The sequence below is a fragment of the Dapis brunnea BLCC-M229 genome, assembly GCF_050015995.1.
In the GTDB taxonomy this organism is placed as follows: domain Bacteria; phylum Cyanobacteriota; class Cyanobacteriia; order Cyanobacteriales; family Microcoleaceae; genus Trichodesmium.
The window spans coordinates 13,036-33,726 of record NZ_JBNHEP010000286.1; the positions used below are offsets into that span (position 1 = coordinate 13,036).

16 protein-coding genes and 1 pseudogene are annotated in these 20,691 nt (G+C 36.0%); 10 read left to right on the plus strand and 7 right to left on the minus strand.

Annotated features, from left to right (window positions below; translation table 11 throughout):
* Window positions 1-89 precede the first annotated feature (89 nt).
* Window positions 90-698, minus strand: a complete 609-nt coding sequence (locus tag ACP6PM_RS32865) for a hypothetical protein (RefSeq protein ID WP_426591054.1) — start codon at window positions 696-698, stop codon at window positions 90-92.
* Window positions 699-717: 19 nt separating this feature from the next.
* On the opposite strand from ACP6PM_RS32865, the gene ACP6PM_RS32870 reads away from it, so the two are divergent.
* Window positions 718-900: a hypothetical protein gene (locus ACP6PM_RS32870; protein WP_426591055.1), complete on the plus strand. Its 183-nt coding sequence runs from the start codon at window positions 718-720 to the stop codon at window positions 898-900.
* Between the two features lie 8 nt (window positions 901-908).
* Here the strand turns inward: ACP6PM_RS32870 and ACP6PM_RS32875 are convergent, their stop codons facing one another.
* Both ACP6PM_RS32875 and ACP6PM_RS32880 read right to left on the minus strand, forming a co-directional pair.
* Window positions 909-2,435, minus strand: coding sequence for a glycoside hydrolase family 10-like protein (locus tag ACP6PM_RS32875; protein WP_426591056.1), 1,527 nt, complete (start codon window positions 2,433-2,435; stop codon window positions 909-911).
* 2,714 nt (window positions 2,436-5,149) lie between these two features.
* Window positions 5,150-5,818, minus strand: a complete 669-nt coding sequence (locus tag ACP6PM_RS32880) for a hypothetical protein (protein WP_426591057.1) — start codon at window positions 5,816-5,818, stop codon at window positions 5,150-5,152.
* A gap of 332 nt (window positions 5,819-6,150) precedes the next feature.
* Here ACP6PM_RS32880 and ACP6PM_RS32885 point away from each other — a divergent pair.
* Window positions 6,151-6,237, plus strand: a pseudogene (locus tag ACP6PM_RS32885) (Rpn family recombination-promoting nuclease/putative transposase); the annotation flags it as partial.
* A 332-nt stretch (window positions 6,238-6,569) separates the two neighbouring features.
* On the opposite strand, the gene ACP6PM_RS32890 reads toward ACP6PM_RS32885, so the two are convergent.
* Both ACP6PM_RS32890 and ACP6PM_RS32895 read right to left on the minus strand, forming a co-directional pair.
* Window positions 6,570-8,393, minus strand: a complete 1,824-nt coding sequence (locus ACP6PM_RS32890) for an ABC transporter substrate-binding protein (RefSeq protein WP_426591058.1) — start codon at window positions 8,391-8,393, stop codon at window positions 6,570-6,572.
* Window positions 8,394-9,613: 1,220 nt separating this feature from the next.
* Window positions 9,614-9,760: a hypothetical protein gene (locus ACP6PM_RS32895; RefSeq protein ID WP_426591059.1), complete on the minus strand. Its 147-nt coding sequence runs from the start codon at window positions 9,758-9,760 to the stop codon at window positions 9,614-9,616.
* A 231-nt stretch (window positions 9,761-9,991) separates the two neighbouring features.
* On the opposite strand from ACP6PM_RS32895, the gene ACP6PM_RS32900 reads away from it, so the two are divergent.
* The 3 genes from ACP6PM_RS32900 (at window position 9,992) to ACP6PM_RS32910 (ending at window position 15,020) form a co-directional block, all read left to right on the plus strand.
* Window positions 9,992-11,356: an MATE family efflux transporter gene (locus ACP6PM_RS32900; protein ID WP_426591060.1), complete on the plus strand. Its 1,365-nt coding sequence runs from the start codon at window positions 9,992-9,994 to the stop codon at window positions 11,354-11,356.
* Window positions 11,357-11,822: 466 nt separating this feature from the next.
* A complete protein-coding gene (locus tag ACP6PM_RS32905; RefSeq protein ID WP_426591061.1) occupies window positions 11,823-12,473 on the plus strand; it encodes a DUF7847 domain-containing protein in 651 nt (216 codons plus the stop codon).
* A gap of 417 nt (window positions 12,474-12,890) precedes the next feature.
* Complete coding sequence (locus ACP6PM_RS32910; protein ID WP_426591062.1) at window positions 12,891-15,020, plus strand: DNA-binding protein; 2,130 nt, start codon at window positions 12,891-12,893, stop codon at window positions 15,018-15,020.
* A gap of 47 nt (window positions 15,021-15,067) precedes the next feature.
* Here the strand turns inward: ACP6PM_RS32910 and ACP6PM_RS32915 are convergent, their stop codons facing one another.
* Together ACP6PM_RS32915 and ACP6PM_RS32920 are read right to left on the minus strand one after the other, a co-directional pair.
* Entirely contained in the window at window positions 15,068-15,274 is a 207-nt protein-coding gene (locus tag ACP6PM_RS32915; protein WP_426591063.1) for a hypothetical protein, read from the minus strand.
* A 308-nt stretch (window positions 15,275-15,582) separates the two neighbouring features.
* Complete coding sequence (locus ACP6PM_RS32920; protein ID WP_426591064.1) at window positions 15,583-16,149, minus strand: sigma-70 family RNA polymerase sigma factor; 567 nt, start codon at window positions 16,147-16,149, stop codon at window positions 15,583-15,585.
* A 1,183-nt stretch (window positions 16,150-17,332) separates the two neighbouring features.
* Here ACP6PM_RS32920 and ACP6PM_RS32925 point away from each other — a divergent pair.
* The 5 genes from ACP6PM_RS32925 to ACP6PM_RS32945 form a co-directional block, all read left to right on the plus strand.
* On the plus strand, window positions 17,333-17,725 hold the full coding sequence (locus ACP6PM_RS32925; RefSeq protein WP_426591065.1) for a hypothetical protein: 393 nt from the start codon (window positions 17,333-17,335) through the stop codon (window positions 17,723-17,725).
* 329 nt (window positions 17,726-18,054) lie between these two features.
* A complete protein-coding gene (locus ACP6PM_RS32930) occupies window positions 18,055-18,297 on the plus strand; it encodes a hypothetical protein (RefSeq protein WP_426591066.1) in 243 nt (80 codons plus the stop codon).
* A gap of 79 nt (window positions 18,298-18,376) precedes the next feature.
* Window positions 18,377-18,595 carry an NfeD family protein gene (locus ACP6PM_RS32935; protein WP_426591067.1) on the plus strand — a complete coding sequence of 73 codons (219 nt, stop codon included), beginning with the start codon at window positions 18,377-18,379 and terminating at the stop codon, window positions 18,593-18,595.
* A 97-nt stretch (window positions 18,596-18,692) separates the two neighbouring features.
* On the plus strand, window positions 18,693-19,358 hold the full coding sequence (locus tag ACP6PM_RS32940; protein WP_426591068.1) for a hypothetical protein: 666 nt from the start codon (window positions 18,693-18,695) through the stop codon (window positions 19,356-19,358).
* An 829-nt stretch (window positions 19,359-20,187) separates the two neighbouring features.
* On the plus strand, window positions 20,188-20,691 hold a 504-nt coding region (locus tag ACP6PM_RS32945), incomplete at its 3' end, for a tetratricopeptide repeat protein (RefSeq protein ID WP_426591069.1).

Here is a 20,691-nt window from a genome sequence, read left to right on the forward strand (position 1 = left end):
TTTTAACAACCATTAATATTTTGAGTAAATAGAGAAAATAGATAACAGGAAAGTCTAGGGGTTTTGTCTCCAAACCCCTACAAATTATCCTATTTCTCATCATCCTTTTCTACTAATTGAACTAGGTTTTCCAAAGCACCATAAACTCTTGGCAGATTATCTATAGTGAAATTCCCAGTATCTTTGATAAAATTGTCTGTCACAAGCTTGCCAAACTGCCATAAATTACCATCTGTCACAATTCCATATACTCCCCTAAAAAAATTATCATTTATTTTCTGCGACGCGAACAACTCCGCCAGACATTGCCCCCAACCATGCTCAAAATCATTTTTCTTGGCTTCAACAACAATCACAATAGGCTTTTCTAATACAGTTTTACCAAGTTCAGAACGCCGTGAAAAAATATAGTCAGGTGTTCCAGAGAGAATTTCATCATAAGAAATACTTTTGCGAATCCAAAATGAATACTTCTGATAATATTTCTTATAAACTTCACGCAATAGTGGCGAGATTATAATTTCACAGCGAGATGCTTCTGAAGCAAATAAGTCTATATTTTCTTTGTTAAATTCAAAGTCTTTGATAAAACTGTCTGAAGGCAATAATTCCTGACTAACTATCAAATTCTCTTCTGAATATTTAATTCTATACTTTTTTTGTACATCCGAAATTGTTTTAAAATCACTGAAAGCCATATTTAATAAAATTTGATAAATGTTGCTGACAAATGGTATAGATACTGTTTGTAGTAGGGCTTCAGCCCGAAGTATAGATAGGACTAAAGCCCAACTACGAACTTTAATTATAACTATTCAATGGGCTTCAGCCCGAAGTATAGATAGGGCTAAAGCCCAACTACGAACTTTAATTATAACTATTCAACCAGACGTGATATAACTTCTGAGTTACTGCACCGTTACCACTTGTTCTAAACTTTCATTTGCCAAGCGATCGACTGCCCGCAAAGCATAAGTTCCTGGCGTAACTCTCACCGCATTACTAGCAGAATTTAATACTTGTACAAGTGCCCATTGATTACCATTTTGCTGATACAACGCCCAAGAGCGAACGTCTCCAGTATTATCAACATTCCAACTAATAACATCAGAATTAACCTGTACTCCTGTAGGTGGTGCTGGAGGTTGGTTATCTAACCACGGCATCGCCGGAGGTAATGCTGGAGTTCGATAAACATTATTTTTAAACACATTATTTACACCCGCCACATTATCTCGAAACATTTTCATACTAAAAAAGATATTTCCCAAAGAAAGTTGACCTGCTCTCTGACGAGAAATTGCAACTTGTCTCTCAAACTCAGATACCGACCAACCCGCACCTTGCAACTGACTTAAATAGTTTCCAGCATAAATATGACGACGTTGGGGGTTTTGTTGCAACCACCAATTTAACAATGCTGGATAACTCTGTTGGGGTGGGTCGATGCGCCAATAAAGTTGAGGTGCCAAATAATCTACCCAACCTTTTGCTAACCATAACTTCACATCAGCATATAAACTTTCATATTGATCTAACCCTACAATACCAGGGGGGTTCCCTGGGCGATAAATTCCAAACGGACTAATACCAAATTTGACATAAGGTTTTTCAGCGTGAATACCTTCGTAAAGACGTTGCACCATATTATTCACATTCTGTCGTCGCCAGTTAGATAGAGAAAGAGTTCCGCCAGATGCTTGATAACTATCATAGGTTTGATAGTCGGGAAATTCTTGCCCTGCTTGAGGATAGGGATAGAAATAGTCATCGAAGTGAATGGCATCAACGTCATAACGACGCACGACATCCATGATTGTATTGAAAGTTTGGTCTTGAATAACTTTCGCTCCAGGGTCTAACCAAACCCATGTATGGTATTTATAAGCATATTGGGGATATTTGACCGCTGCATGATTGGCAGCAAAGGAACCATCATTAGGACTAAGTTGAGCGCGGTAGGGGTTAAACCAAGCATGGAGCTCGATGTTGCGTTTATGACTTTCGGCGATCGCGAATTCTAAGGGGTCGTAATATGGTTGAGGTGAAGTTCCCTGTTTTCCGGTTAACCAACCACTCCAGGGTTCGATGGCGGAATTATAGAGAGCGTCTCCATTGGGTCGAACTTGCAATACTAAAGCATTTAGGTTTAGTTCCTGCATCCGGTTGAGGATGTTGAGTAATTCTGCTTTTTGTTGGGCGACTGGTAAACCACGTTGAGAAGGCCAGTCAATGTTGGCGACGGATGCTACCCATACTCCACGAAATTCTCTGGGGGAAAAGAAGGATGGTTGTTGAGCAGTGGCGGTGGGTAAGTAGCTAGAGATTTGAGTCAGGGTTAGTCCTAATATTATTAGGGAACTCCAGAGGAGATGTTTAGGCCGAAAGTCGATGTTTTTGGGGATTTTAGCTAATAGTTTGCCGATCAAGTTCATTGTTAGATATTTTGGTTATTTAATCTCATTCTACCTGATAGTCAACTTCATACTGTTCAATCCTGGAAAAAGTCAAATAATTTCTCAATTCTCTTGTTTGCCGAACAGAAATTTAACAACTATTGCGTATATCGCAATAAAAGATTTTGCTGGTGGTTACTCGGTAAGAATCTCCAGGAGAAAAAGTCAACTAATTTCTCAATTCTCTTCCTGTAAAAGGAGTAATTGGAGTAGTTTTCTATTCCCTTAAGTAAAGCGATCACCTCTACAAAAGTTTTCAGACTACATAGTAGGGAATTTCTATAGCAATATGATTTGAGTTGTGAGATATTGGATATTTTTAGGGAACAGGGAACAGGGAACAGGGAACAGAGAAAAAGAAAAAATTAATATATATGAATATCTGGAGAGTACAAAGTTCTTCTAAAAAACGATTTGCTTATCTGACTGAAAGTCTTACTGGAAAGGGCTTACAGCACCTACAGGTATGAATGGATAGTTTCTAAGCTTGAGTTGCTGAAAGCCTTAGCTAGCAATAGTTATTCAAAGAACTTCGCACTGTCTAGTGAATATGATAACTGCTATATTCTATACCTTTAAGGAACACCTAAATTCTCACATCTGATTCCTGATTGCTATATCAAATATCTCGACCGTATTGAGCAGCTACTGATTAAAACAGTTAACCTTCCTCCACCCAACTAACTAAATAATCTTCCAGACTGTTGAATTTGGAAAAATATTTCCCTAAACCTTCCCAATTTTCATAGAGATAAACGTTCAATTTGGCTAGTTAATTCCCTCCAATATTTCTCCAAAACGTTTTTTAAGTTGATTGGATTCTCGATCAGGTATGCAAATAGTAAAAAATTTAAGATGAGTATGAATTATACCAGTTCTCAAAAATAATGCTACAAAACTGTGTTTATAGGCAACATTTAAACTTAACTTTGTAGCAAAAATTCATCCAAATTGTATCACTAAATATCTACAAATCTTACTTTTAAGATTAGGAAATTATCAAACTATAAAAATTAGTCACAGTAAGAATTTGACTTTTGACTTTGCATAAGGTATTGAGGAAAATTTTATGGTATTTTATGGTATTTTTATGAAGATTTTATGAAGTTATTCAGAGCTATTAGGTAAATTTTTAAAGATTCAGTAAAGTTATGAATAAACACTTGCTATTTATATAATACCTATGCCAGTATATTTACAGTTAAGTAAGTGAATATAAAAAATATAAAACCAAGAAACAGGTCTCAGGTAAAGTGAGAAAAATTGTTTAATTCCTGCTTCTGATTCCCTGTTTCCTCTCACAATCATTTTCTATTTAATTTGAGCAAAAAATAAGGTCTCAAACCTCGCCTTTTAAGGGGATGAAAAAAGTAAAGTTCAGTATTTCAAGCCTCTGGCTGAAGCCGGAGGTAATGTTTCGCTACGCGACATGTTTGTGGAGCATTCCGCAGGAGGCTTTTTATGTGCGTAGCAAACTGTTAAGGCAGTTCCGACCCTAGGAGGCTAACTGAAATGACCTACCTACTTAGACTAATCATAGACATTTAATTCACTAAAAATCAATAAATCCAGAGGTGGCAACTCATGATAATGATCGGCAATCAAATACACAAAAAAAATCTACTTTGAAGCAGGTTTTAGTAGGAACAAGAATTATTTCTGTTGTCTAATCGCAGTTAATACTTTAACTCAAGCTGCTTCAATGGGAGTGGTTAATTTCATCAAAAAAATTAATCTTAAAGGAGTTAGTAACCATGATCGAAAAAATTTTTTATGCCGCAATAATTACAGTATTACTATCTATTTTATTAGAATTTTATCCTTTTTACTCACCTAAAAGTTTAAATCACAAGGAAGCAATACAGAAATATAATCATCTTCAAAGCTATATTAATTAGTTTGCCGTTACTTTTATTGGTTTATCTATATAATAAGTTATTATCAATTTAAAAGTAGTTTTGCCACTTATAAAAAACTAGATAATCCTGAAGTTTCTCCCAGTAAGTAAAAAGTATTGTTGGGATTATATCTTTGGTGCGGATCAATTTTATTCCTCCCTTGTTTTCCCATCTTCTGGTTATTTTTGCTATCAAAGTCTCTCTCCTGAGATACAGCGGTTTCCGAAGTTATGAGGTACACCCATCGCGGGCAAGATCCCCGCACTGCAATATTTTCACTATTCACCTTGTACGTCATTTCCCCGAAATCTGCTCTATAGCTAACCTTTTCCTTTTACCTTCTGAAATTTGCTAAGTATCTAACTTTCAGTGAGCATCAGTTAAAATCATTGAGATTGCTCCTTTTCACTCCGTTCCAGTCGCTTCGGACATAGTGATATTTAATTAAAGCAAGCTACTTATTATAGATATATAGCAATCCTATTTAAGAGGTTGTTTGTCAAGAATTATGAAGTGTTGGTAGCCCTCGCAAATTGGTTATTCCAGACTGCAAAATCACCGGATAAATAAGCAAGTTTTTACAGTTTAAAGGGCGATTGCTTTCCTTTACAAAACCTTACAAACACTCTCTAAGTTGTAATATTGTGCTGATAGGGGCGAATGGCCATTCGCCCGTACAGGAGTCAGGTAGGGGAGCCGTCGGTAGGGCGACGTACAGAATTTTCAAGGTTTTCAGCTCAAATTAACGATTATAAAAATTGTCACAATCAATGCGCGGATTGCTATAGATACCTATTAATAGGTATAGTTATATTCATATTCATAATTATAAGAATCTTCAAAATTAGTGCTGACTCTGACTCCATTATTATCAACAGTACATACAAACTTATTTCGTTCTCCATACACATCTACCCATCCTTGCCACTCCCAACCTTCTATAGTTTTCCTCACATCTTTTTGAGAAGACCAATTCCCATTTCTCGGAAATCCCATTTCATATTCCATAAATTCTTGACAAGAAGTCACAACACTACTGGTATTAGTAGAATTTTCATATTCATATAAATTATCGGGGAAACCATGAGGATAGGTTTCTTTTTTGTAAGTATATGCTGTTACTTCATTATTATTGATATGGCAAACAAAATTGCTTCTTTTTCCATCAAATTCTACCCAACCTTGCCATTTTAAACCCAATGGAGTTTCAGTTATATCTTCCAGGGATGACCACTTCCCATTTCTTGGAAATCCTATTTCATATTCCATAAATTCTCGACAAGAACTTACAACATAACTGGTATTAATATTAGTTTTATCATAATTGTTTCTGCTGATTTTTCTATGATTAATTCTACCTGGATACTGATAATTATTCAGTTTAATATGACTATTATCACCAACATCACAGGCTGCTAGAAAAACAATTGTAGCTAATGTTATTGCTAGGTTTTTTTTCTTCATCTTTACTCTGTAAGGAAATAAAACTTTTGATTATAATAGCACTAAAAGATACTTTGGGAGAATTTTTTTGTGAAAAATACAGAAATATCTGTCATTTTAGTTATCAGTACAGACCGCTGAAGCTAGAGACTTGAGAGCTTATTTTTTGGTCAAATGAATATAGACTTTAAAGTCAAGGGAACCGACTTTTGTAGTAAGATAAGACCCCGCCCTTAAGAGCGGGGTTTAAATTTAAAACCAAAAGCAATAGCTGATAATGCAGTGCCTCTGTCAGGGGCTAGCTGACGGCTAAATACTTACTAATTCATAATTAACTAGGAGGTTAAATTACTATGAGATTTATTAGCCCTAAAATCAATTATGCTTTTAAGAAGGTATTCGGTTATGATGAAAGTAAAAACATATTAATTAGCTTTATGATCCCTTGAATTTAAGTGAGGATTTGTTTAAGAATACTTATATTAACTGAAGAGCTGCTTACTTATGCTAGAAATTATCTGAAATATATCAATATAGCACTACGCAAATAGCTTAGGACATTTCTAAATCCTGAAACCTTTTGATAGTCAACTGTTCCCAGTTAAGTGTTCCCTATTCCCGATTCAAGTAGCGCTATAATAACTTCTTCGCATAAATACAAGACGAGCCTAATTATAATCTAGCTGATAACGCAGTTCCTCCGCAGGAGGCAGGCTAAAAGCTGATAGTTGTTTGCGCAGCATTCCGCAGGAAATGCTTACGATAATACTGTTTATTTTTCCTGAATTTTTAATTCATCAATGTTCCAAAAAGCACCGCCAATAGCAGAAAATTTTAAATTATCAATATGATTACGAACTGCTTGGAGTGAAAGAGAATTTACTAAAAAAAATACAGGCAATTGTTCGGCAACAATTTGTTGAAATTCTCCGTAAATTTCTCGGCGTTGATTTTCATTTACTGTCTGATATCCAGCAGTAAACAAACGGTCAATTTCTTTTTCCCAATCAGAAACTTGCCAATTTTTCATCCTTGGTTCACCAGGTTTAGAACCTAAATTAAACTGATGAAATGAACCATTACTTGACCAAAATAAGGATAGTAAATTTGGTTCAAAGTCAGCACCAGGAACACCAAAAGCTCCGACATAACATTCCCAATCTCGACTTAAGAATAGCTTTTGTAAAACAGTGTTGAAGTTTAGTACCTGTAAATTTCCTTTAATCCCGATATTGCTTAAATATTTTTGAATTTTAACTGCTGTATCTATGCGTAGTTTTTCTTCAGATTTTACTAAAATTGTAAATTCTACTCGGTTGCCATCCTCATCTAATAATTCATTTGCATTATTATATTGAAAACCAGCATCTAACAATAATTTTTTTGCCTTTTCAGGGTTGTATTTATAGACCTTTAATCCTGCTTCTGGAGATAAATAATAAGGACTTTGTACTGCAAGAGCAGAGTGTCGTATTTCCCCTAAACCACGATAAATATTGTTATTAATTTGTTGGCGATTAATAGAATATGCAACTGCTTGTCGAAATGCTAAATTATTAAACCAACGAGACTTCATTGGATTTAAAAAAGGTTTCCCTTGAGAATTTATTCCTTGATTAAGATTAAAACCAACAAATTGAAAGTTTAAGTTGGGACCACCATTATAAATCTTATATTTGCCTCGTTTTTCTTCTCGCTTAAGTAATTGAAATGCTTCGGCATCTACTCCAATACTGTCTAATTCCCCTGAACGAAATCTCAGCAATTGATTGTCAGTTGATGGAATAATTTCGATAATTAATTTATCAAGATATGGAAGAGAGTTACCTGCTAAATCGGAACGCCAATAGAAGGGATTTTTCTGTAAAACGATTCTTTGGGAAGGGATATAATTTTCCAGTCTAAATGCACCATTGCCAATAATTTCTTGTGGTTTTGTATTTGTATTCCAGGTCGATAAAAATAGAGGTTTACCATCAGCGTCAGTTGACAAAATAGTATCCCGCAAAGCATGATCTGGTAAAATTTTTAATCTTCCTATGTATCTGAGAAATGGCGCAAAGGGTTCGGGCAAAATAAATTCTACTCTTTGCCGATCTATTTTTTTCACCAATGGAAAAGCACCACTACTACCAATTCTTAAAAAATCTCTGTAGACAGTAGGAATTTTTTGGTTGAGATAAATATCTTGATAGGTAAAGACAACATCATCAGCAGTCAGAGGTTCTCCATCAGACCATTTTAATTCTGACCGTAAAGTAAAGATAATTCGCTTTTTATCTTCAGAGAAAATCCAAGATTCTGCTAAGGCAGGTTCTAATTCTCCAGTCAAACCATTTTCTGATATTAATCCCTCATAAATAAATCCAAAAATTCCATAAGGAGAACGAGATATAGGATAGTTAAAAGTTGGTGGCGGACTAGGGTTAACTAAAACTAATTTTGAGTTATTATTACCTTGAGAGTTCAATAATGTTGGGCGACAACCAGTGGTCAGAATTAATAAACAACATAATACAACCCCTACTAAAAACTGTAGCACTCTAGAAATAGTAAACCGATAAATATCTTGATTTTTGTTTTTACTTTCTAACATTTGCGAAAATTACTAAATAAAAGTTGCCTAGCTTAGACTATTTTACAGTTTTGTAGTAATTAGACATAGGTGTGAATATAAAAATATAGATTTTTTGCAAGAATAAGTAATACCAATTCCCATGCATTAATACTATACTTCGGTAATATAGCAATCAGGAATCAGATGTGAGAATTGAGATGTTCCTTAAAAGGATAGAATATAGCAATTATCTTATGAAGAAGATACATTTTTTTCTTCTTTCCTGTAGCAATAGTGCCTCCATACCTAAAAGTCTTCAATATCTCACAACTAAAATCATATTGCTATATATTCGTTTTTTTCTTCTTTTCTGTTCCCTCCATACCTATTCCCTCCATACCTAAAAGTCTCCAATATCTCACAACTAAAATCATATTGCTATACTTCAGTTATCAACTAATTAGCACAGGCTGAATCATATTTTTGCTAATTTAAGCTAATTTAATGTTAATTATTTTTATGTTGTACAGACGTTCCATGCAACGTCCCTACCTCTCCCACTCCCCTACTCCCCTACTCTGAAATAGATAAAGTTTTTGAGAAATCATATAAAAGGGAACATCGGATCTGGGAACAGGGAAGATATTTTTAGGAAAAAAGTACGAAAAATGAAACGGAAGTAACTTTTACCGAAGAATAAAAGTTTAAAGCCTCTCACTCGCTGTGGAGAAACAAGCGGTCGTTTGCGGAGCATGACCTTAGGATGGGATGGCGAGGTCTCCGTTCCCTCCGGGACGCTACGCGTTAGTGAAGCTTTGCGCTAGCAAACGCTTGCCTCCAATCGACCAAGAGAGAAAAAATTTTCCTTTTATTCAATCCAATCCGTTTTAGGGAGAGGTAATTATCAATTATCCATTATCAATTATCCATTATTTAATTGTCTTGTCTTGGATGTTAAATCAAGGGTAAGTTAATTTTCTGGAGATATCTATTAGACCTCTCCAAAAATAAAAAATCAAATCAATCCCATACGCACAAACCGTCAATTATTTCCCCCTACTCCCTACTCCCTACTCCCTACTCCCTACTCCCTACTCCCTCTTTTATGGAGATATCTATTAGGTAGGTGAGCAAAATTAAACGCAGGTGGAACTGAAGTAAGTAAATTTTCCAAAACTATTCTGACAGTAACTCGCCAATCTAAATTCTGACTTCTGTAGAAGCAATTCATAAATTTCATAAGATTTTTCGAGGAACCATTATAAAAACCTTCTATGAAAAATCTCTACATTATTTGGTGGTACATTGTAATTATTGTTCTTATGAGGTATGGCAGTGGGAGCATCTTGCTCCCGTGCTAGGGGTTGCTTGTTCCTATCTACCATTACACGAGCAGGACTACCCATTATTTTTTACCGAATAATTAACCTCTAAACCCTCTCCTTTTAAGGAGAAAAAAGAAAAAAAAATCATTTTGGTCAATCCTATCCGTTTTAAGAAGAGGTAATAATTAATTATTAATTGTTAATTATTGAAACTCTGTCTATGTATTTTGTTGTGGAAAATTTAGATGAAGTTGCCCAAACTGAAAAATAAATGGTAAAGTTTTGTAAAGAAAACCCATTTATCAAATCATTATGAAACGACAACTAACAGAAGGTAGGATCGGCCCACTATTACTAAAGCTAACACTGCCTATGATTTGGGGAGTGTTTGCTGTCATTGGTTTCAATATTGTTGATACCTACTTTGTCGGTCAACTCGGAACAAAGGAGCTAGCAGCAATGAGTTTCACTTTCCCAGTAGTAACATTATTAGGTACTGTGTCAATGGGTTTGGGAACAGGTGCTGCTTCTGTTATTTCTAGAGCTATTGGAGAAGGAGACCTCTACAAAGTCAAGCGACTTACCACTGATAGTTTAATTTTATCCTTATTAATAGTGGGAATTTTGGTGATTCTAGGTTTAACAACTATTGACCCTGTATTTACTGGATTAGGCGCAAAAGCAGAAATTCTGCCTCTAATTCGACAATATATGGAAATTTGGTATCTGGGAGTAATTTTTATAGTAGTGCCAATGGTAGGTAATAATGCTATTCGTGCTGCTGGTAATACATTAATTCCCAGTGTAGTGATGACTGTAGCAGGTATTGTCAATGCTGTGCTAGACCCAATGTTTATTTTTGGAGTAGGTGCTATTCCAGCGATGGGGTTGCAAGGAGCAGCATTAGCAACTGTTATTGGTAGGGCGACTACGTTAGTAGCTTCTTTGTTTTTTCTACACTATCGCGAAAAAATGATTTGTTGGGAGTTGCCTAGCTTTAAGGTTATCCTACGAAATTGGCAAAATATACTTTATATAGGTATACCTGCCGCAGGTACGAATATGATTACACCAATTTCTATTACTCTTATTACTAGCTTGATGACAAGTTATGGCACTGTGGCAGTGGCAGGTTTTGGTATTGCTTCTAAGGTAGAGTCGTTTTCTATTATTGTGCCAATGGCATTATCTGCTAGTTTTAGTCCGTTTGTCGGGCAAAATTGGGGAGCGAAAAAGTACGATCGCGTCTATTTGGGTTTGCGCTTAGGGTTTCAGTTTTGTCTGTTTTGGGGAGTTATGGTAGCGATCGCTTTTGGTATAGGTGGGAGTTGGGTTGCTTCAGTATTTGATAAAGATCCCGAAGTTGTGGAAGTCGCTGCTAAATATCTACTGATAGTACCTATTAGTTATGGTGCTGCAGGAATTATATTAATTTCTAGTGTAACTTTTAATGCTTTGGGAAAACCTTTACCTTCTATGGTAATGACTATCACAAGGATGTTATTTTTGTATGTACCTTTGGCATATTTGGGAAGTTGGTTATTTGGAATAAATGGTGTTTTTGCTGCTGCTTGTTTTGCGAATTTGGCAGTTGGTATTGGAGCTTATTTTTTGTATCAGAAAAATTTTCTTCTAAACAATTTGACACAGGAAAACCAATTAGTAACAGACCAGTAATTTCCGTTATGAGTATCTCCTATTTCAGTAAAATACTTAACTTGCTTTTTTTATCTCCTTTAAAGGAGAAGCTTAAAACCTTATTTTCTGGTCAAAAGTAGATATTTTTAAGTTATACAATTAATGCTTAAATTGATAAGGAATTTAGTATTTTTGGCAACTCAGATAATAGCTAATAATTAAGTTTGTAGTAGGGCTTCAGCCCGAATATACAGCAGATTATACCTTTGTAAGTTACATCCATAGCGGGGAATATGCCCGCACTACAGATATTTAATTGTTAATATCTGTACTTCATATACTTAGAATTTACTGTAAATATTTTAAGGGCTAGAGCAAAACTACAAACAAAGACTTTATTATACTAATTATACAAACATAATATAAAACTTAAGTACACTCAGCCATCTTGACAATTAGACTAATGTAAGACTATAAATATGGGAATAACTAAGGATATAAAGAAATGCAATCTCGAAGAATTAATCCTGTAAACTTAGTAAAAGAAACACTAGGTACTACTGGGTCTGTATATATTCCTTCTTTAATTATTGCTTCTCCTGGTTTTTTGATAACTTTACTTTCAAAGTTACCAGTAATAAGTCCGATATTAGTTACTATTTCGGCAATATTCCTGAGTCCACTGTTGACAGGAGCTAATATTTTCTATCTTCATCGGCATTTTTCTCTCAATTCTATAAGTATAGAGGAAGCATTTAATCTAAGTTTTCAAAATATTTTTAAATTGATTTTTGCATCATTTGTTGTTTTGTTAATCTGTATTATTGGACTGATATTATTCTTTTTTCCTGGATTTTATATAATGTACCGCTTGTTACTTTCTATCTACACTATTGTTATAGAAGATTTATTCGCTTTAGATGGAATTACTAGAAGTTGGCAGTTAACAAAAGGTAATTGGTGGTCAATATTTTTGGCAACTTTGTTACTTACAATAGTTTTATTTTTTCCTCTAATTGTATTACCTGTTCTTTTATTATCTTTGGGTATACCACAACAAATAGCTAGTATAGTAGCTAATATTCTTGGTTTTTCAATAGGTCCGTTTTTTAGTGTTTATGGCTATTTATTGTATGTGAACCTGAAAGAAAATTAGGATGAGAGATTGTCAAATCGTCAACTAAACCATTAATCAATAAAATCTTAAAAATAAAATAGTGAAAAGTATGTCATTTTGGTTATCAGTAGTCGTAGTAGACTGACACACCTTAAATGTTGCATTAGAAAAAAATGCTCAAACCTTGCCATAACAATAATTATACGAAAAAAGCGCTCTGCACAGCTAAAATGCTACAATAAGCGTAGGTTTGGTTGAGAAACGTAGCTTGCTTCCCGCAGAGTAACCCAACAAACATAACGCTTTGTTAGGTTTCACTATCGTTCTACCCAACCTGCATTTTTATTTGTGTTAGTCTACTACCTTGAATTGCTAGAAAAAAAATATTAACAAAATTAAAAATTTAAAGCTATACTGTAAACTAAAAAACACTCTTAGAAAGTTTACCCAAACCCCATGCGGTTGCAACGTCAGTTCAGTGGACAAATTATCACCTTAGACACCCAAAACCAAATTGGCGGGGGTGGTGAAGGTCGTATCTATTCTGTGGTACAAAATCCATCCCTAGTGGCCAAAATTTATCATAAACCCACAGACGAGGATGCCGATAAACTGACCGTAATGTTCTCTCATCCACCAGATGCACCCATGGGAACCGGACATTCGGCGATCGCATGGCCTATAGACCTATTACGCACCACCAATAGCAAACAGCAAATTATCGGCTTTTTAATGCCTCGTGTTTCTAGAGCAGAACCGATACATATATTCTACAACCCTAGAAACCGTCGGGAAAAAAAGCCACTCTTCAACTATCGTTACCTCCATCGCACAGCTCGTAACTTAGTGGCAGCAGTAAACGCTTTACATAACAGTGGATATACCATCGGCGATGTCAACGAATCAAATATTCTAGTCACCGATACCGCTCTTGTCACCCTAGTTGATACCGACTCATTTCAAGTACGCGACCCCTATACCCTAGAAATTTACCGTTGCCCAGTGGGGAAACCAGAATTCACACCCCCAGAATTACAAGGTAAGAGTTTCCGGGAAGTTGACCGCAAACCCGAACATGACTTATTTGGTATAGCAGTATTAATATTTCAACTATTGATGGAAGGAACTCACCCTTTTGCCGGAGTTTACAAAGGTAGAGGCGAACCTCCAACTCTCGAAGCGCGAATCAAAGTAGGTCATTTTCCCTACAGTAAAAAGCGAGTTCCCTATCGCCCGATGCCACTTGCGCCAGATTGGAAAATTTTGCACCCCAGCATACAACAATTATTAATTGACTGTTTTGAATTAGGGTATGAACATCCAGGGTCGCGCCCAGATACGAAAACTTGGTTGCAGGCGTTGCGAGAGTCAGAGAATAGTCTAGTAACTTGTCAGAAAAATCATCAGCATTTGTATGGAAATCACCTAAAATCTTGTCCGTGGTGCGAACGTACCAAACTATTAAAAGGACGCGACCCTTTTCCATCAAGGGAAGCAGTAAGAAATAAGCAACATTTGGAACCCATCGGAAAGAAGCGGAAACTCTTATCATTAACGCCACAAAAAACTACTCCCCCTAAAAAACCAGCACCACCAAAACCAATTGTCATAACTCGGAAAATGGGTCAATATCAACCCTTACTAACCCCTGTTTCTATCAAAATGAAACCGCCTTCAGTTCCAATAATTCCCTTACCAGGAGGTGGCAAAGGTCTTGTTGGCGTTGCCCAAGATGCTATTTTTGGTAGCTTTTGGGGAGTATTGTGTGCAGCAGCAGTAGCAGGTCTGCTATTAGGAATAATTAATGGTAGCGTTGCTGTTTTAGGTGGAGTGATAATGGGAATATTGTGGGGAGGTTTTTTCGCGATCGCCTGGCAATATATTATTCCTGTGGGGTTCTCGAATGCCAGTTTAGGTTTAACCGGAGCGCTGTGGGGAGGGTTTATTGCTACTGCCATTAGTGGTGCTGTTTATGGAATTAGTAACCGCCTGGGAGTGTTTGGACAAGCAGTAGTATTTGGTGGATTTTTAGGTATTATTTGGGGTGGTGTTTGGAGTGCTTTTAAACCACCCTTAGCGCTGCCTACTCCTGGGCGAGTTTGGGGTAGACGAGGTTTATTTTTAGGAGCAATTTGGGGTGCTTTTTTAGGTACAGTTATTGGAGCAATTTTAGCTGGAGTTTTTGTGTTTCAGGAAAGTCTGAATGAGAATAGTAATTCTTGGATTGAATTGGTATCTATATTAATAAGTAGTATGATTCCGGCAATGGGTGTAGGTGCTATGGGTGGGATTATGGGAGGTGTTGTTTTAGGACCAATTTTAGGTGCGCCAACTTTACCTTTATCTAATAAATTATCGGGAATTAGAGGTGCTGTATTAGGTGGAATTTGGGGATGTTTTTTAGGAGTAATTATTGGAGTAATTTTGGGTGGAATTTTACCACAAATTGTCTCAATAGATTTAGTTGGAATTATGCGAATTAATGAAGATTGGACTTTAATTCTTTCAACAATTTTTGGAGCTGGTTTAGGTGGTATTAGTGGTTGTTTTTCTGGGGCAGCTTGGGGGGGTATGGGGAAATGGTGAATGAAGAAGGAGTCAGGAGTCAGGAGCTAGAATGAATAGCTTCAATACTATTTTTTAGGTGGGAAATTCTCTTTTTCTCTTGGTGCGCGTTCCCTCTCTTGGTCGATTGGATATGGCGAGGCAACCTCGCCATCCCATCCTTCGGAATGCTCCGCAAACGACCGCTTGTGCCGTGAGAGGGCGCGGGGTCGCACCGCTTTGTCAAAGGGACATCTCCTGTAAAGTCTTTTAATCATACTTATTATTCGTAACATTCTTTTTTCAAATTGATATAACAAGAGAAGAGACATAGTGACTAATGTAGGACTAAAAATACAACCAATAGTTTTGACTTGACCTGTTAACGCAGTTCCGACCCAGGAGGCTAGCTAATAGCTTAATGCTTAAATCTATATCACTACTTTTACCGAATAATTAATAATTATTAATTAAATAATTCAGCTTTATTAGCCTCCCCTTTCAAGGGGAAAAAAAGTGCTAGGATATTTCCTTATATTCAATTGGGTTACGGTTTTCCTTGAGGTAATTATCCATTATCAATTAATGAAAAGACTATCCTATGTTATGTATTAAGGGACTCCAAAGAATGATAGGATAGATGAAGTTTTTTCACTATTCTTTCCTTGCGCTTCCGTAAAGCAGAAAGAGTAAAATCTTTGTACTCCTCCAAGCCTTGAATTTCTTTCCAAGACCAATCTTCAATAACCTTGTATGTCAATAACTTTTGCTCTTCTGGAGTTAACTCTTTCAAAGCCTGCGAAACTAGCTGTAGTTTAGATTGTAATTCTTCATCTCCTATTTCTATAAAGTTTTTTTCCTTCTGTAAATGGTAGTCCTCCAGTTGCAGTAATTTAGACTTTTCTCGACTAAGTTCTCGGATATAATTATAGGCTACTGCACGAATCCAACCCAAGAAACTTTTGATAGTTTCTCCTTTTTGAAGAGTCTTGACTCCTCGCGAGTAAACTTCATTTATAATATCAACCTCTGTGTAAGCTCGATCCAAGTGAAACTGTTTTAGAGACCTCCGGATAAAGACAAGAAAAAAAGAATCACTACCATCTGGACTTAGTAAGTTTTCCCACTCTGAGTCAAACTGATCTTTCCCAGATATACATTCTTGGGTCATAATTTTTCTACTCCTCGATATCCCCCCGAAAAGGAAAATTCTATAATCAAGTGAAGTTCAACATTAGTTTGTGACGATCGACAAAATTGCTTATTTAATCAAGTCATGAAACTTATTACCCCTGCTGAATCTGATAATTTTGAGAAAATATATAACCATATATTTTTTCCCCTATAGAACCCCTAAGCGTATCTCTGCAAAGCTGCGGGTTTTTGGCAAAGGAGTCAGGAGGACGTCCTCAGAAGTCAGGAGTCAGAGAAATAGGATAGGGGAAAAAGGTAGAATCTAGGACCCCATCTCCCCATCTCCCCATCTCCCCATCTCCCCATCTCCCCATCTCCCTGTCTCCCTATCCCCATCTCTAAATAAGATCCCAAATGGCTTCTATAGAACCCTTGAAGGTATCTCTGCGGGGGATTAAATTTTTGAGACACGGAGTCAAGAGTGGGAATTAGGCAATACGAGAAAAATATTGAAAAATACTCCAATATACCCCATCTCCCTATCTCCCAATCTCCCCATCTCCCCCCTCTCTTTTTAAATAGCTCTCAAATGGGTTCTATATATCTATTTGTCATTCAATAATTTAATTATGCAAATTAGCTAATAGTATTTTTCACAAATTGGCCAGAAAATTCTGAAGCAACTGGTAGTCACAAAACTAGGGCAATCTTCACTTGCTTTATGGAACTGAAATTTAGAGTTAAGTGAGGAGTAAGTTATAATGGAGGTTACTATGCCAAACACGAGCTATGCAGATTACCTTCTAAGTAAGATTTTCATTGCAGAATTTTCATTAAAGCAACTTTTGTTATACCTTTTTTTAGGCTCGGGAATCTTTATCGAAACTTGTTACTTTACTGATTCTCAAAACTTGAAATTTTTGTTTGTCTGAATAAAACAGTAAAGAGCGTAATAGCTTTATTAACTAAGACTAAAAGTCTGTTTGTGAACGAAATATGAATATAGCAGAGGTCTAGTAATCATCTAGGGTTTCTACATTTTAAAATTATTGGAATATGCTCAAAAGTCGCGTTTCAATTAAACTCGTTTTGAGCATTCAATTTTTGTTCCATAAACAGGCTCTAAAATTGATTACAGATTAAGAGGATACTGCATAGGTTATCAAATCTTTGTGGTCAAAAGTCTGTGCAAGTCCCTATCTCAAAACTGAAGTAAAAGAATGAACAAACAGAAACCAAAAGATTGTTTTACAATTTTAAGTCCTCAATTGGAAAAACTCATTTATGAGTATGCTTGGCTAGCTTCTTTACCAGAATTGAATCAGCAACAAGCAGAACTATTAGGTGAAATACTTGAGCAAGCTAGTCAGAGCGAAATAATAACTTTTTGGATTGCTGAAATAGATCATATTCTGGGTCATCCTTTAGGTTTATTAAAGCCACAAGACCGCCATTCTTATGAAGACCAGAAAGCACAGTTAAGAGAGCATTTTGTTGAAGACCAGAAAGCATGGTTAAGAGAGCATTTTGTGATAGAAGCAAAATGCTTACCTACTGATGAATTGACTCATCAAGACCTTAAAGATGAGTTTCCTACTCGCAAAGGATACTAATCCTGATTCATCAAACATAGTCAGTAAAACTGTCTTACTTTTTCCCGAAAGCTGGTAGAGAGAAATCGTGGATAGTTGAATTATTTCCTATTCATATTTCTCTCATTTTTTTAGATATGCTCCTCCGCCCTACTATATTTCAAATTTAAGGAATTACAACAGTTGGCAACTTGATGAGGTATGAAATTATCTGGGAGTAGGAAACAGAGGTTAATTTAAAGCTTTCTCTATTTCTCGTCCAAAGCTTTATTTTCCAAGAAAGTCACAAAAATATGGAAGTTTCACTAATATTTGAAGACTAATTTAGCAATCTATTTAGGAGTTTTTTTATGTCTTGTCCCCTTAATTCAATTGGTCAACCATCTTGTCACATAACTGCACATCCAGATTATCCTATGCAAAAATTTTGTGCGACCTGTAAACAAAGATTTCCAGAACATAAATCTTTAGGAATTGTGCAGATTGCTATAATATTTTTTCTGGTAATTTTATCTTTTAGCTTCCTTCAGCAAAGACTGCTGAATAAAACAAATTCAAATGTTGAACCTATTCATCAAAAAGTCTCTCTCTGATAAGTTTTTCAACTAGCTTACCACCAGAATAAGTATAAGCAAATATTGTTTGTTTATGAATTACTAAGGAGACATAGTAATGAATTTATTTACTACTAATACAAAAGAAATATTTCCTCAAGCAATGCCAGGAATAGTTGAAGAAGCGATCGCGACAAATCAACCAGGACGAGTTAAGTTTAAAACTACATACTGGCCTGCTATTTTATTTGAAGAAAAGAGTATTTCTCTTGCTCCTGGTCAAAAGATCGCTGTTGTTGGTCGCATAGGAATTACTTTACTAATAAGTCCTCTGTGATTAAATGGTATTTTTTCGATATAGCGCTATAAAAAGGTGTTATTGATAAAATTTAAATACTTTACAGCCAATAGTTTTGACTAGAGCTGATAGCTGAATGCTTAAAGCTATAAAAGTTAGCCAATATGTCAATATCACCCATTTAAAAATGTTTACTGGAATTATTCAACAAACAGGAAAAATTTATCAAATTAACTCAGAAGCTTCGGGATGCGAATTAATTATTAATGTTTCTCCTGATTTATATGCTGAAGTGGAAATTAAGTCTAATCTTACTGTTAATGGCAGGGCGTTAACAATTTTAGGCAAAGAGAAATTAGGAGAATTTTATCTACTGAAGTTTTATCTAGCTTCGGCAAAAGTTCCTGTACAATATCAAGGGCAAAAAAAGTTGAATTTAGAAAGGTCTATTCGTTTGGGAGAAGAAATTTCTGGTCCTTTATTTTATGGCGTACCTTCAGGATATTGTCAGTTAATTTCTAGGGAAAATTTGTTAGGAGGTGGAATAAAAATTGAGGTAAGTTGGGAGAGTGAATTTTTTCAGTATCTGGATATTAAAGACCAGGTTTGTTTGGATGGAGTATTGTTAATAATTAAGGATATGAAAAAATCGTCTCTGTTGTTTGATATTTACCCAGAAACTATTAATTTGACTAATTTAGCAGAAAAAGATATTGGAGAATATTTCGCGATTGAAATTGACCCGATGGTGAAAAAAATAGCGCAAATTTTGGCTAAAAAAACACTGTCGCAATCTGAGTAATTTTTATTAAAAGGCGGAAAAGAACATGATTGTCATGGCGAGGCGCTAATCAAAACAATTAACCTTGTGGAGAAAGTGTTAATCTAGCCGAAACAATCTCATGGTTTGACGATGAGGTCAGAGATTGCCACGGGGGGGTCTGATAGGTTAGCAAGAGAAAATAATTACTATTCCCACCCCCCTCGCAATGACGTGGTAGGTTAACTTGTCATTGCCAGGCGGTAATTAAATAGTTAACCTTCTCGAAAAAGTGTTAACTCAGCCGAAGCAATCTCATGATTTGACGATGAGGCCAAAGATTGCCACGGGGGGGTCTGATAGGTTAGCAAGAGAAAATAATTACTATTCCCACCCCCCTCGCAATGACGTGGTAGGTTAACTTGTCATTGCCAGGCGGTAATTAAATAGTTAACCTTCTCGAAAAAGTGTTAACTCAGCCGAAGCAATATCATGGTTTGACGATGAGGCTGGAGATTGCCACGGGGGGTGGGAATAGTTAACCTTCCGGAAAAAGCATCAAGTTAGCCGTAGACGAAGGTAGAAATCTCATTTGTTTGTTAACCACCCTTATCTGCATATCTTTCTTCAAACAGGGACGATGAGGCTGGAGATTGCCACGGGGGGTCTGATAGGTTAGCTTGAAAAAATAATTACTATTGCCACCCCCCTCGCAATGACATGGTAGGTTAAATTGTCATTGCGAGGCGCTAATCAAATAGTTAACCTTCCGGAAAAAGCATCAAGTTAGCCGTAGACGAAGGTAGAAATCTCATTTGTTTGTTAACCACCCTTATCTGCATATCTTTCTTCAAACAGGAAGTATAGTAATTTGAAATTTTCTAGTTGGTTAGAAAGGGTAATATCTATGGTTTCTCTAAAGCGATGGTTATCTATTCTTAGTGTTAATAGTCTGATGTTATTGAACGTCGGTCTTCTTCTCTTAATATTGCCAAGTATTCTGAATAAGGGAGAATTTGCTCTTCAAAACAACCCTGATGCTGAAGCAGAAAAAGTATTTTATGAAGGAATGAAGCTGTATCAGGAACGAACAGCAGAATCTCGGAGGCAAGCGATCGCTAAATGGGAAGAGGCACTATTACTATTTAGTCAAACAGGTAACTTGAGCAGGGAAGCAGTTACACTTCTTGGTATTGGATCTGCCTACGATGACTTAGGAGAAAAACAAATTGCTCTCAATTTCTACCAGAAAGCTTTACCTATATATCGGCAAATAGGCGATCGGGGTGGGGAAGCAACTACTCTCAATAATATTGGCAGTGTCTACGATAGCTTAGGAGAAAAACAAATTGCTCTCAATTTTTATAATCAAGCT

Excerpts from the sequence above, each read along its gene's own strand:
- ACP6PM_RS32865 (WP_426591054.1), bottom strand. The coding sequence starts at position 698 with ATGGCTTTCAGTGATTTTAAAACAATTTCGGATGTACAAAAAAAGTAT.
- ACP6PM_RS32870 (WP_426591055.1), top strand. The coding sequence starts at position 718 with ATGTTGCTGACAAATGGTATAGATACTGTTTGTAGTAGGGCTTCAGCC.
- ACP6PM_RS32875 (WP_426591056.1), bottom strand. The coding sequence starts at position 2,435 with ATGAACTTGATCGGCAAACTATTAGCTAAAATCCCCAAAAACATCGAC.
- ACP6PM_RS32880 (WP_426591057.1), bottom strand. The coding sequence starts at position 5,818 with ATGAAGAAAAAAAACCTAGCAATAACATTAGCTACAATTGTTTTTCTA.
- ACP6PM_RS32890 (WP_426591058.1), bottom strand. The coding sequence starts at position 8,393 with ATGTTAGAAAGTAAAAACAAAAATCAAGATATTTATCGGTTTACTATT.
- ACP6PM_RS32895 (WP_426591059.1), bottom strand. The coding sequence starts at position 9,760 with ATGGGTAGTCCTGCTCGTGTAATGGTAGATAGGAACAAGCAACCCCTA.
- ACP6PM_RS32900 (WP_426591060.1), top strand. The coding sequence starts at position 9,992 with ATGAAACGACAACTAACAGAAGGTAGGATCGGCCCACTATTACTAAAG.
- ACP6PM_RS32905 (WP_426591061.1), top strand. The coding sequence starts at position 11,823 with ATGCAATCTCGAAGAATTAATCCTGTAAACTTAGTAAAAGAAACACTA.
- ACP6PM_RS32910 (WP_426591062.1), top strand. The coding sequence starts at position 12,891 with ATGCGGTTGCAACGTCAGTTCAGTGGACAAATTATCACCTTAGACACC.
- ACP6PM_RS32915 (WP_426591063.1), bottom strand. The coding sequence starts at position 15,274 with ATGTTACGAATAATAAGTATGATTAAAAGACTTTACAGGAGATGTCCC.
- ACP6PM_RS32920 (WP_426591064.1), bottom strand. The coding sequence starts at position 16,149 with ATGACCCAAGAATGTATATCTGGGAAAGATCAGTTTGACTCAGAGTGG.
- ACP6PM_RS32925 (WP_426591065.1), top strand. The coding sequence starts at position 17,333 with ATGAACAAACAGAAACCAAAAGATTGTTTTACAATTTTAAGTCCTCAA.
- ACP6PM_RS32930 (WP_426591066.1), top strand. The coding sequence starts at position 18,055 with ATGTCTTGTCCCCTTAATTCAATTGGTCAACCATCTTGTCACATAACT.
- ACP6PM_RS32935 (WP_426591067.1), top strand. The coding sequence starts at position 18,377 with ATGAATTTATTTACTACTAATACAAAAGAAATATTTCCTCAAGCAATG.
- ACP6PM_RS32940 (WP_426591068.1), top strand. The coding sequence starts at position 18,693 with ATGCTTAAAGCTATAAAAGTTAGCCAATATGTCAATATCACCCATTTA.